This is a genomic window from Paenibacillus sp. cl123, assembly GCF_900101595.1.
GTDB lineage: Bacteria > Bacillota > Bacilli > Paenibacillales > NBRC-103111 > Paenibacillus_G.
The window spans coordinates 306,040-321,693 of record NZ_FMYY01000004.1 but is presented as its reverse complement, the minus strand read 5'-3'; the positions used below and the strand labels follow the sequence as shown (position 1 = coordinate 321,693).

At 53.2% G+C, this 15,654-nt stretch carries 13 protein-coding genes and 1 pseudogene; 8 read left to right on the top strand and 6 right to left on the bottom strand.

Annotation, left to right across the window (positions count from 1 at the left end; translation table 11 throughout):
- The first annotated feature begins 214 nt into the window (after positions 1-214).
- The 6 genes from BLR08_RS31990 (at position 215) to BLR08_RS10515 (ending at position 5,733) form a co-directional block, all read left to right on the top strand.
- Positions 215-1,027: a GntR family transcriptional regulator gene (locus BLR08_RS31990; RefSeq protein ID WP_072329146.1), complete on the top strand. Its 813-nt coding sequence runs from the start codon at positions 215-217 to the stop codon at positions 1,025-1,027.
- Between the two features lie 28 nt (positions 1,028-1,055).
- Positions 1,056-1,601, top strand: coding sequence for a 5' nucleotidase, NT5C type (locus BLR08_RS10535; RefSeq protein WP_072329145.1), 546 nt, complete (start codon positions 1,056-1,058; stop codon positions 1,599-1,601).
- A gap of 602 nt (positions 1,602-2,203) precedes the next feature.
- Positions 2,204-2,773, top strand: coding sequence for a sigma-70 family RNA polymerase sigma factor (locus tag BLR08_RS10530; protein ID WP_072329144.1), 570 nt, complete (start codon positions 2,204-2,206; stop codon positions 2,771-2,773).
- On the top strand, positions 2,730-3,902 hold the full coding sequence (locus tag BLR08_RS10525) for a hypothetical protein (protein WP_072329143.1): 1,173 nt from the start codon (positions 2,730-2,732) through the stop codon (positions 3,900-3,902). The genes BLR08_RS10530 and BLR08_RS10525 overlap by 44 nt, the downstream gene beginning before the upstream one ends.
- Positions 3,899-4,891 carry an ABC transporter ATP-binding protein gene (locus tag BLR08_RS10520; RefSeq protein WP_072329142.1) on the top strand — a complete coding sequence of 331 codons (993 nt, stop codon included), beginning with the start codon at positions 3,899-3,901 and terminating at the stop codon, positions 4,889-4,891. Before BLR08_RS10525 ends, BLR08_RS10520 begins: the two co-directional genes overlap by 4 nt.
- Positions 4,888-5,733, top strand: a complete 846-nt coding sequence (locus BLR08_RS10515; protein ID WP_072329141.1) for an ABC transporter permease subunit — start codon at positions 4,888-4,890, stop codon at positions 5,731-5,733. Before BLR08_RS10520 ends, BLR08_RS10515 begins: the two co-directional genes overlap by 4 nt.
- A gap of 181 nt (positions 5,734-5,914) precedes the next feature.
- Here BLR08_RS10515 and BLR08_RS10510 read toward each other — a convergent pair whose 3' ends face one another.
- From BLR08_RS10510 to BLR08_RS10490, 4 genes and pseudogenes are all read right to left on the bottom strand, one after another.
- On the bottom strand, positions 5,915-7,627 hold the full coding sequence (locus tag BLR08_RS10510; RefSeq protein ID WP_072329140.1) for a proline--tRNA ligase: 1,713 nt from the start codon (positions 7,625-7,627) through the stop codon (positions 5,915-5,917).
- A 482-nt stretch (positions 7,628-8,109) separates the two neighbouring features.
- A pseudogene (locus BLR08_RS10505) lies at positions 8,110-8,726 on the bottom strand (Tn3 family transposase).
- Between the two features lie 50 nt (positions 8,727-8,776).
- Positions 8,777-9,316 carry a hypothetical protein gene (locus BLR08_RS10495; RefSeq protein WP_072329137.1) on the bottom strand — a complete coding sequence of 180 codons (540 nt, stop codon included), beginning with the start codon at positions 9,314-9,316 and terminating at the stop codon, positions 8,777-8,779.
- A 189-nt stretch (positions 9,317-9,505) separates the two neighbouring features.
- Positions 9,506-10,135: a hypothetical protein gene (locus tag BLR08_RS10490; protein ID WP_072329136.1), complete on the bottom strand. Its 630-nt coding sequence runs from the start codon at positions 10,133-10,135 to the stop codon at positions 9,506-9,508.
- A 599-nt stretch (positions 10,136-10,734) separates the two neighbouring features.
- Here BLR08_RS10490 and BLR08_RS10485 point away from each other — a divergent pair.
- Together BLR08_RS10485 and BLR08_RS10480 are read left to right on the top strand one after the other, a co-directional pair.
- Entirely contained in the window at positions 10,735-11,304 is a 570-nt protein-coding gene (locus BLR08_RS10485) for an RNA polymerase sigma factor (RefSeq protein WP_072329135.1), read from the top strand.
- Positions 11,282-12,643, top strand: a complete 1,362-nt coding sequence (locus BLR08_RS10480) for a DUF4179 domain-containing protein (protein ID WP_072329134.1) — start codon at positions 11,282-11,284, stop codon at positions 12,641-12,643. The genes BLR08_RS10485 and BLR08_RS10480 overlap by 23 nt, the downstream gene beginning before the upstream one ends.
- A 518-nt stretch (positions 12,644-13,161) precedes the next feature.
- Here the strand turns inward: BLR08_RS10480 and spoIIP are convergent.
- The gene (gene spoIIP, locus BLR08_RS10475; RefSeq protein ID WP_072329133.1) at positions 13,162-14,427 is read right to left on the bottom strand and encodes a stage II sporulation protein P; all 1,266 of its coding nucleotides are present in this window, start codon (positions 14,425-14,427) and stop codon (positions 13,162-13,164) included.
- Positions 14,428-14,573: 146 nt separating this feature from the next.
- Positions 14,574-15,650, bottom strand: coding sequence for a glycosyltransferase family 4 protein (locus BLR08_RS10470; protein ID WP_083536846.1), 1,077 nt, complete (start codon positions 15,648-15,650; stop codon positions 14,574-14,576).
- Positions 15,651-15,654: the final 4 nt, after the last annotated feature.

Sequence of the window (15,654 nt, the reverse complement as noted above, 5' to 3'; positions counted from 1 at the left end):
TGTGTACAAACAAACTTTACATCCATTTTTTTACGCTGTCAACTAAAAATATCAATGTATTATTGGAGAATTTCTAGCATAAATTATCAAAAACACTTCTTCTTCTATTCTCTATCAGCTGTTTTGCAAACCAAATTTTTTCACATTGTCTATTTGTACATACATGAAATTAGTGGTATAATCTAAACAAATCTTGATGATCTCAGGAGGCGCTATGATAAACCGTATTACCGAACCTGCCCATAAAGAGCTAAAATCGAGCGATAAGCTCCCGATGCCTGTCGAGCGAGCGCTGAAAAAAGTGACGAAGCATAGCCCGCTTCCCCTGTACCACCAGCTTCTTCAAGCGATGCAATCGGTTTTGGAGGAAAAACTGCTTGAATCCGGAAGTTTTTTTGCCACCGAACTCTTGATTCAGGAATTAACTGGAGTCAGTCGTGCGACGATTCGCAAAGCGCTGGAGGAGCTGGTACGCCAAGGGCTGCTGATTCGAATCACCGGCAGAGGCACATTCGTCAGCGTTAAAATTCCTGAGGATCATATCCTTTTGCCGCGTCTCAAGAGCTTAACCCAGGACTTGATCGACAGAGGAATGCGACCTGGAACTATTGTTGTCCACGCTTCCGTAATCGATCCACCGCCACATGTCCGTGGCAAATTGCAGACCGACGGACAAGTGCTGATGACCCACCGCATCCGAACGGGCAACGACGTGCCGATCCTCTACCTGGTTAGCTACATCCCGGTCAGTATCGGGCTTGCTCCTGACGAAAAGCTGCCTGATTCACTGTACACCTTGCTGGAGCAGCATAATCGAACCGTCGTTTCTGCTGTGCATACGATACGCGCAGTTCTGATCGACGAGAAGGTCGCCGAGCATTTGGGCGTCGAGCCGAAATCCGCCGGCTTCTCGATGGACCGCACGAATTATGATGCGTCGGAAGCTCCGGTACTTTACGAGGAAGGTATTTTCCGCGGGGACTTGTTCAGCTATACGATTCGGATGCATAACGGATCGGCCATCTGAGTCGGAATCCGTTGAGAGGAGGGGCGGAATGAAACCTATCATTTGTCTGGACATGGATGCAGTCATCGCTGATTTGTTCACAGAGTGGTTTGCGAGGTACAACCGCGATTACGGGGACGATCTGACCGTAGACCGGGCGCATACATGGGATGCGCCTAGCTATGTGAAGAAGGAATGCGGACACAAAATTTTAGATTACCTTCACGAGCCGGGCCTATTTTTGAGCCTGAACCCGCTTCCCGACGCCATTGATGTCATCGGTCGCCTCACGGAGAACTATAATGTTTTTCTCGTTACTGCTCCACCATCGCTGCCGTCGCTGGCGGAGAAGGTGCAGTGGGTCGAGATTCATCTGCCTTTCCTGAGTTTGGACAGGCTGATTTTCACCCACCGTAAAGACATGGTCCGAGGTGATCTGCTTTTCGACGACGCCCCTAACAACCTGCTTGGGTTTCTTGAAACAGGAAGAAAAGCGATTGCCATGGATTATCCGTATAACCGACACATCGATTGCCACCGGGTAGGCTCTTGGCGCGAGTTCGAAAACCGGCTTCCGGAATGGCTGGAACGGTAACGGGATTAGATGTGGCAGACCTACTATGCAGGCCGGCTCGGCCTTCATGGAATCGCATCGTTCTGACCGCCGCGAGTTGAATCCGTCCGAACGGCGGATTTCGACTCCTTTCTCGTGCCCCCTTCGTAGAAGAGCTTAACAGCAGATGCCCGCACGAAAAACTGAAGTCATGATTAAAAGCTCCTAATCGGAGCTTATTTGGGGAAGTTACATTCATGTTTTAGCGGCAGCTTTTCTTGCGAGCAGAAAGTTCCGCCACGCTTTATCGCTTTAGTGAAGTTAAACTCTCTTTACTCTTGAAAAAGCCGAAAGAACAGTAACGCGTTACTGTTCTTTCGGCTTTTATGAGGATCGCGCCTTATTCTACTCGGACCGCCTGCTAAGCTCATTTCAAAGTAGCCCCGGCTGCTTCAGTCTGATCCAGTTGGCGGAACAAGAGACAGGTGAGGCTTGATGAGCTTCAAACCCTGGAGGCCAAACGTTATTTTTTGATACACTTCGGGGAGAAAGCCTTGAATATATGTTGAAGAACAATTTTCTTGTTCCCTGCTATAAAAATAATCCGGCATCCGTCTTATAAGGGAAAGGGGGACGGCGGCAACATGGTGGAAGGCTCACAAATGCCCGAGCTGTTCCAGCGTCTATTCCGGGAGCATTACCCCGGGGTGGCGCGGAAGCTCTATGCGCTGACCGGCGATTATGCGGCGGCGGAAGATTTGGCCCAAGAAGTATTTCTGCGGCTCTACCGGAGCCCTCCGGAACGGCTGGATGCCGTCGGCGCTTGGCTGCACCGGGTATTAACCCGTATCGGCTACGATTATTTGCGGCAGCGGCAGTCCGGCCAGGCGCTATGGGAGAAGGAAGCCGCCCGTGTAGCGGCCTGGGCGGAGGACGCCGCTCCTTCGGGCGAGACGGAGGTTATCCGCGCCTGGGAGAAGGAAGTAGTCCGCAAGGTGCTGCGGAAGCTCTCGGACCGGGACCGGACCGCCCTGCTGCTTCGGGAAGAAGGATACAGCTATGAGGAGATTGCCCTCCGGCTGGAGGTCAATCCGAAGATTGTCGGCACGCTGCTGGCCCGGGCGGAGGAACGGCTCAAGAAGAAATACGGGCAGGAGGAGGAACGGAGCGATGGAGAAAAAAACGATGCGGATCGGCGAGGAGCCGGTTTTTGATACGGACCGGGCTTGGGAGCGATTCGAGAAGCTGACGGCCAAGGAGCCGGTTCCGGCGGCTTGGAGACGTGTTGACACAAATTGGAATGCAAATACGGCAAAGGCTCATGAGCGTTTGCCGAAAAGTCTGGATGATCAAGAAAAGGACGGTGACATGGAGATGATGCAAAAAAATAAATTCGCGGTACCGCAGGAAGCCTCCGTGATCGGAGCGATGACATCTCAAGGATCGGCAAGGACGGACCGGGCAAACGGAGCATGGCGAACCGAAAGACCGGTCCGGCGCAAGCTTCGGAGACTGACGTCCGGGCTTGCGGCAGCCGTCGTGACGATCAGCTTGTTCACCACTCCGTTAGGAGACCGGGCGCTGGCCGCCATGATGCAAACGTTCCGCATCCAGCATCTGGTCGGCGTCGGGATGTCGGCGGATGACATGACGAGTATCTCCCAGCTGCTGGAACTCGGCTCGCCCGAAGGGGAACGAAGCTTCGATCTGGCCCAATACGGTGCCATCACCCAATCCGGCGGCGGCGAATCCCGCGCGATGACTTGGGACGAAGCGGAGAAGCAGACGGGCTCCCCCCTGCTCCGTCTGGAGGGCTCCGGCTCTCCTGTTTACCAGCCGGAAACTACGCTGACCTTCCATCTCAACGTGTCTGCCGTCAACCGGCTGCTCACGCGTCTCGGAAGCGCCACCACCCTGCCTGCCGAAGCGGACGGCCAGGCCATCCGGCTGCATGTCCCGGACGGCGTCACCGCAGAGGGGAGCTTGTCGGGCAAGCCGGTGCGCCTGCTTCAGTACGGCAAGCCGGAGCTGACCGTGGAGGAAGGCATCGATGCGGCCCTCGTCCGGGAGGCGGTGCTGGGACTGCCTGTGCTGCCGGACAGCCTGCGGACCAAGCTGGCCGCCATCGGCGACTGGCGGAGCACCTTGCCGGTGCCGGCTCGCGATGGCATGGTCAGCAATCTGAAGCTGGGCGGACGTGACGCGATTATGACCATAAGCGGCAAGAATCGCTTTCTGTTCTGGCTGGATGGAGACAGAATGGGTCTGCTGAAAGGCGAGGTCAAGGATTTCCCGACGGAAGCCGCCTTCCGACAGGCTGCGGAGGAGCTTATTCGGCCATGATGATGATTGACACCGATGAATTGACTAAAACTTACAGTGGCCGCGGCGGCTGTCGCGGCATCAGCCTGCAGGTGCCCGAGGGCTGCATATTCGGCCTGCTTGGCCCCAATGGCGCGGGCAAAAGCACCTTTGTCAAAATGCTGGCCGGCCTCCATCGCCCGGACTCCGGGCGGGCCGCCGTGCTGGGGTTGCCGCTGGGCCAGCCCGCAGCGCGGCGCAGGCTCGGCTATTTGCCTGAGCTGTTCCGCTTTCAGGATTGGCTGACTCCCAACGAGGTGCTGCGCTTCCATGGCCGGCTGGGGGGACTGCGTCCCCAGGAGACGAGGGCTCCGGCCTTCCGCAGCCGGGTACGGGACTGCCTGGAGCTGGTCGGCCTCGCGGAAGCCGCGGACCGGCGGGTCGGCGGCTTCTCCAAGGGGATGCAGCAGCGCCTCGGCCTCGCGGCCGCCCTGCTCCTGGAGCCGGAGCTCATCATCCTCGATGAGCCCTCCTCCGCGCTGGACCCGGTCGGCCGCTATGAGATCCGCAGCCTGCTGAAGCGGCTCCGGGGTAAAGGCGTGACGATTTTCCTGAATACCCATCTGCTGGAGGATGTGGAGGAGCTCTGCGATGAAGCCGCCTTCCTGTACGGAGGCGAGCTGCTGGCGTCCGGCCCGCTGCATGAACTGCTGCTCAGCGGCGCCGGCGGAGGAGCCGGCGGCGAAGCCAACTGGCGCTTCCGGGTCGGCGGCTGGCTGCCGGAGACATGGGCGGAGTTAAATGACGCCGTTGCCTCCGCCCTCTCCTCTGCGCTGCAGCTAGTGGAAGCCGATGAGCAAGGCAACGCTCTGCTGACAGCCCGCGTAGCGGACCGGGAGCAGGCTGGCTATCTGTGCTCCCTATTTATTCGGAGCGGACTTACGCTCTACGAATCCGCTCCGCAGACGCATAGCCTGGAGACCTGGTTCCTCCGCATGGCCGGGTCCCGTCACGGAGGTGTCGCGCCATGACCATGTACATCTCGGCCACCTTCAAGGAGTTGACCCGCAAGCGCGTATTTCTGGTCACGATTATTTTAACGTTTGTTTTTCTGCTCCTGTTCGCGGTCGGCGTCCATGAGCTGGCAGGGATCACCGAGGGCTACGAGGATTCGCCCGCTCAGCGCTTGCTGAACGGCATGGTGCTGTTGGTGCTCGGATTGTTTTTCGCGCAGTTTCTGGCCGCTTTCTTCGTCCTGTTCTCAGCCATGGGCATCGTCACCGGCGAGCAGGAGAACGGTCTTCTGCTCGCCGTGGCCGCCCGCCCCATTTCCCGCTGGAAGCTGTATGTGGCCAAGTGGCTGGGCCACGCCGTATGGATCACCGTGTACAGCACGATTTTATTTGTGTCTTTGGTCTGGACCATCCACAGCTTTGCCGGACTGCCCTTGACACTTGGGGATCTGCTGCGCGGCTTCGTCTTATTTATCTGGATGCCGCTCCTTCTCCTGTCGCTGACGATGCTCGGCTCCGTCTACCTGCCGATGCTGGGCAACGGGATTTGCGCCGCCCTGCTGTACGGCTTTGCCCTGTTCACCGGCCTGCTCGAAGGCGTATCGATCTATGAAGGCACTCATCCCGCCCTGCAAAAATTCGCCCTCTTAATCGGGCTGCTTCTGCCAACGGACTCCGTTTACCGGAGAAGCCTCTATGAAGTGCTCGGTGGAGCGGACTGGGCCGGATTGGCCACATCGGATATGGGACCTTTCTCCATGCCAAGCATCCCGTCGAACGCTTATCTCTTATATACGGTGGCGTATGCGGCGGTTCTGCTTTGGCTCGGGTGCCGCGCGTTCAGCCGGAAGGATCTGTAGCGCTTGGATCCCCGCCATCGCCACAGCTATACTCATGCACCGGTCAGCCCCCTGGACCGCGTCCTTCTCTTGGAAGGCGCGCGGCCCGGGGGCTGTTTGCCGATCGCTCGTATCTGGCAGCATACCGCCGTCAAGTCATCATTATGCCGGATTAGGAGCAGAAGGAGGAGGCGCGCTTCATTCAACCATGCCTATCCCTTGCTAGCTTCGCTACAGCCTCGTCCAACGACAAGATTTCTTTGTTCCCCGTGCTGCGCTCCACCACCTCCACCTTGCCCTGGGCCGCCTCTCTGCCGACAACAATCCGCACAGGGAGGCCGATAAGGTCGGCATCCGCAAATTTGACGCCGGCCCGTTCTTCTCTGTCATCGTACAACACGTCTATGCCATGCTGCCGTAAAGTCTCGTACAGCTTGCCGGCCAGCTCAAGCTGCGCCGCATCCTTGCCGGATACCGGAATAAGATGCGCGTGGTAAGGCGCTAAATCCGGGGACCACACGAGCCCGCGTTCATCATGCTGCTGTTCCGCAATCGCGGATAACAGACGCGAGACGCCGATCCCGTAGCAGCCCATGATCATATCCTGCTCTTTCCCCGCCGCATCGAGGTATCTCGCTTGCAGCGCGTTACTGTACCTGGTGCCCAGCTTGAATACATGCCCGATCTCAATCCCTCTGGAAAACTGCAGCGTTCCTTCCTCGCAGTGCGGGCACCGGTCGCCTTCATTCACTTGGCGAAGGTCTGCCTGCCGTGCCGCGGAGAAGTCGCGTTCCGGCATTACGTCCGTCAAGTGATAGTCCGCTTCATTGGCCCCGGCCACGCCGAATGTCATTTGCAGTACCGCCGTGTCCGCGATAATCGGAATATTCAGACCGACTGGGCCGATGTACCCGTGTGGAGCCCCTGTCGCTTCCCGAACGGTTGAGGCGTCGGCCAATTGCACGGTTGTCGCTTGCAAACAGCGTTTGAGCTTCAGCTCGCTCACTTCATGATCGCCGCGCACAACCACCGCGTAAGGCTGGCCGTCCGCCAGGTAAACCAAGGTTTTGATGACCTCCTCGGCGCCGAGCTGAAGATACCGGGTCAGCTCTTCCACCGTGCGTATCTCTGGCGTATGCACCCGTTCGCAGGCAGGCTTCGCTGCGGGCCCGCTCCCTGCCTCACGGGGCGTCAGCCTGGACGTGGCCGTCTCCATGTTCGCGGCGTAGCTGCAAGATGTGCAGGCTACAATCGTATCCTCCCCCACGTCGGAGAGCGCCATGAACTCATGCGTCTCCCCTTCCCCGCCGATAGCTCCCGCGTCCGCTTCGACGATGGCGAATGTAAGCCCGCAGCGCTCGAAAATCCGGGTATACGCCTCGTACATCTTTCTGTACGACTCGTTCAGCCCCTCCCATCCGGTGTCAAACGAATAGGCGTCCTTCATCATAAATTCTCTTCCCCGCAGCAAACCGTAACGGGGACGGCGTTCATCGCGGAATTTCGTCTGGATCTGGTACAAAATAACCGGCAATTTGCGGTAGGAGCCGATTTCCGTTTTAACCAAGGCTGTGATGATTTCCTCGTGGGTAGGGCCTAGCGCAAATTCACGATGATGCCGGTCCTGTAGACGAAACAGCTCCGGCCCATAGTCATCGTATCTTCCCGATTCCTTCCAAAGCCCGGTCGGCTGCAAAGCCGGCATAAGCAGCTCCTGGGCACCGGCCCGCTCAAGCTCCTGGCGAATAAGCCGTTCAATCTTCCTCAGCACCCGCAAGCCCAGCGGCATATAGGTGTATACTCCCGCCGCGAGCTGTCTGATATAACCCGCTCTCACAAGCAGCTTATGACTGTGGACCTCCGCATCCGACGGCGCTTCCCGCAACGTATTCACAAATAACATGGATTGTCTCATGACTGTTCCTCCCCTAAAAAAAAATAAAGACACATTCGTCAGGGACGAATGTGTCGTGGTACCACCCTTTTTCTACCGCCAGCAAATAAACGGTTCTCCAGCCGATTAACGGTCGGTCCCGGCATCGGCTACTCGAATTTCGCCGCTGCTGCTCGCAAGGCGGGAGCATCTATTCCTGACGGGAGACCTTGCAGCCGGGGGACTCCTCTCTTAACGTCGAGCTGATAGATACTATGTCCTTGGTGATCGCATTTAACCTATATATGGTACATGATATTAGCGAAATACTTACGCGGTGTCAAGCGGCAAGCCGCAAAAAAATCCCGTTATGCTTCAGATCAGCTTATAACCCGCTTCCGCTATTTTCCATTGACCGTCTGCCCATACCAGCCGGCAAGTCAGCGCAGCATCCTGTGTGCCGCACGCTGCCTGTAAACACAACCGTAAACGAATTCACGCCATGGGAACCGGCCGGGATCTCCTCACCTGCATGCCCGCATAACGGTCGCCGGCTTTGAGGCGTTGCGCATCGTAGAAGCGCGGTCCCGGCTGCTCGGGGTAGTACCAGCGTCGCTGTCACCAAGCGCAAACACATGGGTTGAATTGGAAATTTTTTTGATTACCTCATTGTATTCGTTTTGCGCATCGGTCATGCCGGGTTCGGGCCGGTACAATCTTTGCGAGTGGATTGCCTTGAGCCGTGGCATAAGTCGGTAGTCCAGTAAATAGCAGAATGCAAACGCAATTTCGCTTTGACCGTGGGAATCTCCATAGTTCTTTTCGACTTCCATATCCGTGCAGTGTCTCAGCAATCCTTCCATCATGGCGGCAACTTCCGATGACGAACATGATTTGAGCTGCGAGTAGATGCACGTTGAATTTTTCTCAACATGCCAGTAAATCATCACGCCACGGCCTCGGTACCGGATGTGCCATTCCGTCATGAGGTTTTGATTCCAGGCTCCGAATTTTTAGAGTCTGACGCACATGACGTGGTTCCCTCGCCCCAGACCTCCTGCATCCGCACCTTAAAAATGTGGTTGACCACATCAGCGATCGCGTTTCGTAAATTGTCCTTATGAATGAACTTACGCCGCACATAGAGCAAGTCTTTATACGATTCGCCATGATCACCGGCGCTCACACGCTTCAAGCTCCGTACAGGGAAAGAATCAGCCTCTTTTGAAGCGTATCCCGATCAAGCATTTCCCGATTGGCCACCGACTTAAATTGCTCCGTGAAACCGACTCGAAGATCCGCCTCTTTCAAAATATCCAACAAGCTTGTCATCGGCCAGCGCCGAATCATTTCGCCTTTCAACCTCGAGAGATTCATCGGCTCCGCTTGTGGTTCTAATGGAGAAACGACAATCCAGCCGCCGGCCTTTTCCGTAAAACGAACCTTCAGGTTCTTCGGCATCCCCGCGTTGAGCTTTTCCAGCCCCTCGCTCATGGCTTGTTTGAGCGTAGCGATAAAGGTTTCTGCATCGAGCGGTTGCTTCAGTGCCTTGTAGTTTTCAACGCGCCGTTCTTCAAAGTCGGCAGGCAGATCTTCATCCGGATTGCGATATCGGTTCGCGCCAACCACCCATATTTCTTTGCACCGCAACTTATCACGGAGGGCTTGAAGGGCGCTAATCTCATAGTTCATCCGATTGACGCGATCCTGCCCTTTTTCATCTTTCTTCACCACGATCTCTCCATTTACGATGCGAAAACACCTTCAATCGGGATTTCTTCGGTAACCGGGAAGTAATGCATTCCGGAATCGGAATACTTTCTTATTAGCTCAAGGGCACGGATCACTGGTCGAGGAACTTCGTTGTTGGAGCGAAACTGGAGGATGCTTAAAATTTCTGGCACCATACGACGGTAGCGGTTACCGTAAGAGAACGGCATGGATTTTCTGCCGATAAGCCGGTCCGGTATGTTTGAACTCTTTAATTAGATCCTTCAATGTCTGCTCACTTACCACGGGGAAGATTACATCGCGAATAATGCCTTCCGGGTTATCAATGGCTTTCTGCGCCATATTGAACAGAATGCCGTATTTGTTGCTAACCCGTCGAAGGGCATTCAAGATTTCTTTCTCCACCTTCCGTTCAGCGCGAACGCTGATCCGGTGAATGATTTGTACCAGCAAGTCCACAAGGTTATCTGTAATCTCCTGATTTCGGAGCCAGAAACAAGCACACAAAAGCGCATAGCGGATTGGATGGGGGGGCGGCAGGGTACGCAGTTTATGAACTTCTTTCATAAAGCTTTCTAAACCTGGCCGACCAGGATCGGCCTTCAGTTCATGGAACGTAACTTGGCTGCTATCCTCCCGAGGCAAATCTTCACTGGTATCGTCGAGCATGGCTATGCTCTCAATCAAGGCATCCAATTTTGTGGGCGTTGATGGGGGCAGTTTCTGGAACGTAGTCTGAAAGAACTGTTCTTCATGTGTATGTATAGCAGAACGGATAAGGCGCTTAATACGGTCGGGTGTCGGCGGCTCCACTTTCATTTCGCGGAACCGACCGTATACCGAATCCTTAACCCCCTCCCACTCCATTCGTACTGCGTATATAGCTCGGATTCGCAGAAAATCTGCTTAGCGATATAGACAATGACCGGTTTCGAAACCTCAAACTTATGAATGGGGAAACGCGCCTCATTTGGTTTCACATTATCCCCTCCGAGCGAAGTTCCTAAAATAGTTAGTATCGGAACTATATAGTTGAAAACAGTATAGCTAAGCTGTATATTTTAGACAATAAGAATCTCAAATAGCTTGATGTTCCATTTTCAAGAGTAAAAACGGAACTTTACATTTCCTAATTCCTAAGCTCCGTCGGTACGATTTAGTTTTCTCACGAATGCTCGCTTATTCGCGAGGCACCTCCAATATGCGCTAGAATCAGTTGTTTTTTTAGAGCAGAAGCCGGCGTGGCAACTGCTCTATTTTTCATTACTGCATACGAACGCAATCTCCATAATCTCCTAGGAACGACTTTTGAAGATGCCTTTTTTCACCGATTGCCTTTATTTTTGCAATCCAATGTCCCAAAATTGCTTGCCTAGTTGTTATATAAGTTAAAGAGTCAATGCTGAGGAGGGAAGGACGTGAAACCGTCAGAATTAGACCAAATAGTACGGTCTGTAAAAAAAGGGGAGAGTGGCCTTTATGGACAACTCGTCTTTAATTTTCAACAACAAATATTTAAGTACTGCTTTCATATGCTTGGGCAGTTGCAGGAAGCTGAGGATGTGACACAAGATATATTTTTGAAAGGACTTGAACGGCTAGATCAGTATCAAGAAGGAACATCGTTTAGTGCATGGCTGTATAAAATTGCTTACCATGAGTGTCTGAATAGAATTAATCGAGCTAAGACATATAAAAGGCTATTACGAATACTCAGTTGGTCAACTACCGCGGTGCAAGCTGAATCGATTATTCCGAAATTTCAATTTAATCAAGAGTTGCATGGAGCAATGTTGCAACTGAACCTAAAGGACCGCCACATCATTTGGCTGCGTATTGTTGAGGAGAACCGTTTCGAAGACATAGCAATTCAAATGAATATGAGTTATGCAGCGGTAAGAAAAAGATATGAGCGAGCAAAGGACAGATTAAGACGTACCATCACCATTAAGGAGGATGATAAAGATGGACGAAGCTTTTCATACTGATGAACTTGAACTAAAAGATATGTTTAATGAAACAAAATTACCACCAATCCATTTGGAAGCAAAATTTCAGATAATCGAGCATACACACAAAACTGCTAAATTAAGAAAGATGGTTCCTCACAAATGGGTGTTAGCAGGAATTAGCTTTTTAGTTATTGTCCTGCTTGCAGGGGCTGTATCCTACCTCCCGGTTTCAGCGGAGCAACTCCAAAGGATACCACTCATTGGAAAACTGTTCTCTGGGAATATCTTCACAATTGCTGGGGATAGCGGCATTCATATTGGCCAGAACGCTGGCCTGTCTACTGAGGTTCCTTTAATAGATAGCGATCAAGGCGTGACTATTAAGCTGCAAGATGCATTGTTTGATGGAGCCAGACTTTCTATTAGCTATGAAATTAATTCTGCAAAGCCTGATAACCTAATGTTTATCCAGAACATTACTGTAGCAGTTAATGGAGGCCCGCTAAAAGCAGCTACATTTGAGACAAAGCCTCGTCAAATAAATGCAAATCAGTCCATAGGCATCTTAACTGTCGATATGGATCAGATGGAATGGATAGAAAAATTTATATTGGAGCTAAACATAAACCAAATAAGAGCCGCAGACCTAGGTGAAACAAGTAAAATCGCTGGAAAGTGGAGTTTTAAGCTACCCATTGAAAATCATGCCTTAGAGAATAGCAAATATAAAAAGCTAGTAAAGGGGCCTTCAGCAAAATCTGAAGACGGAGAGTTTCAATTGACGGATTATTTGATTACACCAATAACGACAAAATTGGGATATCGTTTTGAAGGAAATACAGAATGGCTGAGATTTCAAGTCAAAGACGGACAAGGAATGATTATTGACTGGCTAAATAGTCGTTCTGACACAACAGCGAATGGAGTTATCGGTACTTCTAGGTATGTTCCTCTTCCCGAAGGAACGAAGGAGATTTTTGTAACGCCGTATTACTTGCTCCCCGATATTGTTGATGAGGAACTAAAGAAAGTCAAAGTCAACCTGACGGACAATTACCCCATTACTTTATCTCAAGGAAACGTTGGAGAGATCCGGGTAAACAACGTAGAATTTCAATCTGAAAAGACACTGATTTATTATGAGGTGATAGGAAAAAACCCTCATATCCAATCCGCTTCATTATGGATGGAGACATCAGACGGTCAGATGGTTATTTCCGGGCCTGGCAACCGTAAGCGAATCAGTGATTCCACCTATAGTTACGTATTAGAATACCCTGCTCTTAACCCCAATGAGTCATATGTGTTAGGTACGATGATACAGACGGATCTTAAGCTTCTAGAGGAGTTAACGCTTAAACTCATTGTAGAGTAAGCAAAAAACTATACCCTAGCAGCTATAATAGTACAGTCAGTTTAGAAAAAACCCTCCGGATTGGAGGGTTTTTACATTTATATCCATATGTTTGCACCTGGTGTCAGCAACGCTGGTACTACCCCTGCTCCCCCTGCTGCCGGTCCGCCGCGGCCCAAGCTGCAGCGCCTACGCATAGGACAACCAGCAGCAGCCATCCCTTTGAGCTTCGTTTCATGTGCATCCTCTCCCCGCTCCATGAGCTTCGCTTAACGCCTAATCTCCCTACCCAAGACGTTGGAGGCTGCGCAAAAGTTTCATCCCCTACGATAATTAGACATCCTCCGGCGCCTCATAAGCTCCTCGTCGCAAAAGCCGCCGGCATCCTCCGCGCTTTCAGGCGATACAAAAACAGACGGACGCCCCATGCGGAGCATCCGTCTGTTTTCGTGCCTTTGTTTGTTTAATTCCCAGCAAGTATATGCTCCAGGGATCGTTCGATTTCTAAGGTGAAAGACGGCCTGCGTCGTCCCCGGCAGTTATTTGTTGTTCGCCTCATAATAATCGGCGAACACTTCGGCGAAAGCTTCCGCCGTTCTCAAGCTTTCCTGCAGCGTATTGTTCGCGCTCCCGAATTCCAGCAGGAGGCTTCCCGGAGAGAGGGACTGATTGTACTCGCCGTCTCCATGCTCGGCGTCCTTCAACAGCACGCCGCGCGACAAGCCCGGGTATTTCTTCTCCAGACGGCTGTTCAACGCTTCGGCGAGCTTTTTGTTTTGCTTATAGTTGGCATGTCCCGTCCCTATGACGAACAGGAGGCGAGCATAGGTTTTGCCGTTCAGCGTAACGGTGGTCTGCGCTTTCGGAACTTCGCCATCCCGGTGAATATCGAAAAAATACCCCAGGGACGGGTTCGCTTTCGCCGCCGCTTGTACCGCTTTGCGCGATTCGGCATAGGAATGGGCGTAGCCAAGCTTTTTCTCCGCCAGCCTCTCGGCAAAATCATCTTGAGCCGCCAGGGCGGAAATGCCCCTGCGCTGAAGCTCCGCGCCTACTTGCTTGCCGACCAGCGTAATGTTGACGTTCCGATCGTCTACGGAGGCGCCCTTCGTTTGACTGGCTACATTTTTCCAGGATTCACGGTTATGCGTATGATATATGTATACTTGCTTGTTGGCGCTTGAATCCTCGTTAGCCGAGCGGCCCGCGATATCGGTTTCTACGACCCAGGAGGCGACATAAGCGGTCGCTTTAGCCCCAAGCCGGATCTGATACCAGTCTCCCTCCTTGGCTACGATCGGGTAAGTCTCGCCCGGCATGCCCTTGCCTACAATCTCCTGATCGGTGCCCGGTCCCTTGCGCAGGTTGGTTCGATCGATAATCTTGACGACGGTTTGCTTGGCCGGCGTTGGCTCCGGCTGTTTGACAGCAGGCTTGGAGTCCGACTTGGCAGCAGCGGTCTTGGGCGCAGCTTTTGTCCTCTCGACGTATTCGTGGAACACCCAGCCGGCCGTCTGGTCCGTCAGCCGAATCTTCAGCCATTCCTTCTGCTCGGCCAAAATTTCGTAGCTCCCGCTCTTGCCGATCTGCTGGATGACCGCTGCCGTAAGCTTGGGCGATGTGCGGACGTTCAGCCGGTCTACCGTACTGTGGGCATAGGCTTTGTCCGTCTGAGCGGCGCTAATCTTGACTGTCGCTTTGCCGCCGCTCTCCTTGGGGGAGGCCGCTTGCCCGCTTGCAGCATCGGCCGTGCCTAGCAGGAGGCATACACTGACCACTGCGCTTCCGATTTTGTAACGAAACAAGAAGCTCCTCTCCTCTGCGTTTGAAAATAAGATCAACATCTTGAATTCGACACAGACAGACGAAATCCTTCCCGCACGCCGTGAAAAATGACTCGATCGCCATCAGAACAGGGCGAACATTGCCGGGTTATCCAAGCCACAGCCTCTTAGCTGCGTGAGATATCCAAGTCCCGAAGCATCGCCGTAAATTTGCGGACGAACCGCCTGGGGGTGAACCGGGTGCGAATGTACCGCTCCCCCCGGCTGCGAAGACGGCGCCTGAGGTCATGATTATACAGCAGCCGCGTAGCTTGGAAGACGGCGCGGTCCACATCCCCGCGCGGGTAAAACAAGCCGGTTTGCCCGTCCACGATAAAGCTCCGCACCCCATCCGAATCCGTGGTCAGGACCGGACACCGGCATAGCAGAGCCTCGGCAACCGCATATCCGAACCCTTCTGCCAAGGAAGTTGAGCAAAGAAACCCTCCCGAATCGCCAACGATGGACAAGTAGTCGGCCATATTGACGTGGGGCACGTTCGGATATAAAACAACCCGCTTCTGTATCCCCAGCTCAAAGAGCCTGACCTTGAATCGTTCCTGCTGATCGCCTTCCGTCAAGCTGTCGTCTCCGAACATCCACAGCGACAAACCGGGAACCGTCTGCAGCAGCCGCGCTCCGATCTCCAGAAGCTCCTCCCAATTTTTATTGGACTGAAGCCGTCCGACCCAGGCCAGGACAGGCGCGCTGCGCGCCGGATATGCTTCATATCCGAAGTTTTCCGTATCGAGCGGATTATCGAAGCAATAATGGCGCAGCTGAGGAAATCCGCCGGTCATCAGCTTAACCAAGTGCGAGGTCTTCGGATACAGCAAGCCAGACGCGCAGCGGGATACGATCGGAACTGCTTGATCGACTATCGCTGCAGCCGCCTCCGGGGTTCCAAGACCATGCACCTCATAAATAAGAGTCTTGTCATAACCGGATGCCCGGATGGTCTGAACGAGCATCACGTCGGTGCAGACGACGATAACATCGAAGCGTTCCGCACGGATAATCCTCGCTATTTCTTCGGGACAGTTCGTAATATGCGTTCGGGTTTTCCGGATATTTTTTATCCCTTCATCCGAATATCGGTACAGCAGCTGGCACTCGATCCCTTGGGATTGAAGAATTTCGCAGCGAATTCGATTCAGCGTCTCCATCCCCCCGCTTGGATTATAGAAGGTAAATAAAATTTTCACGGGG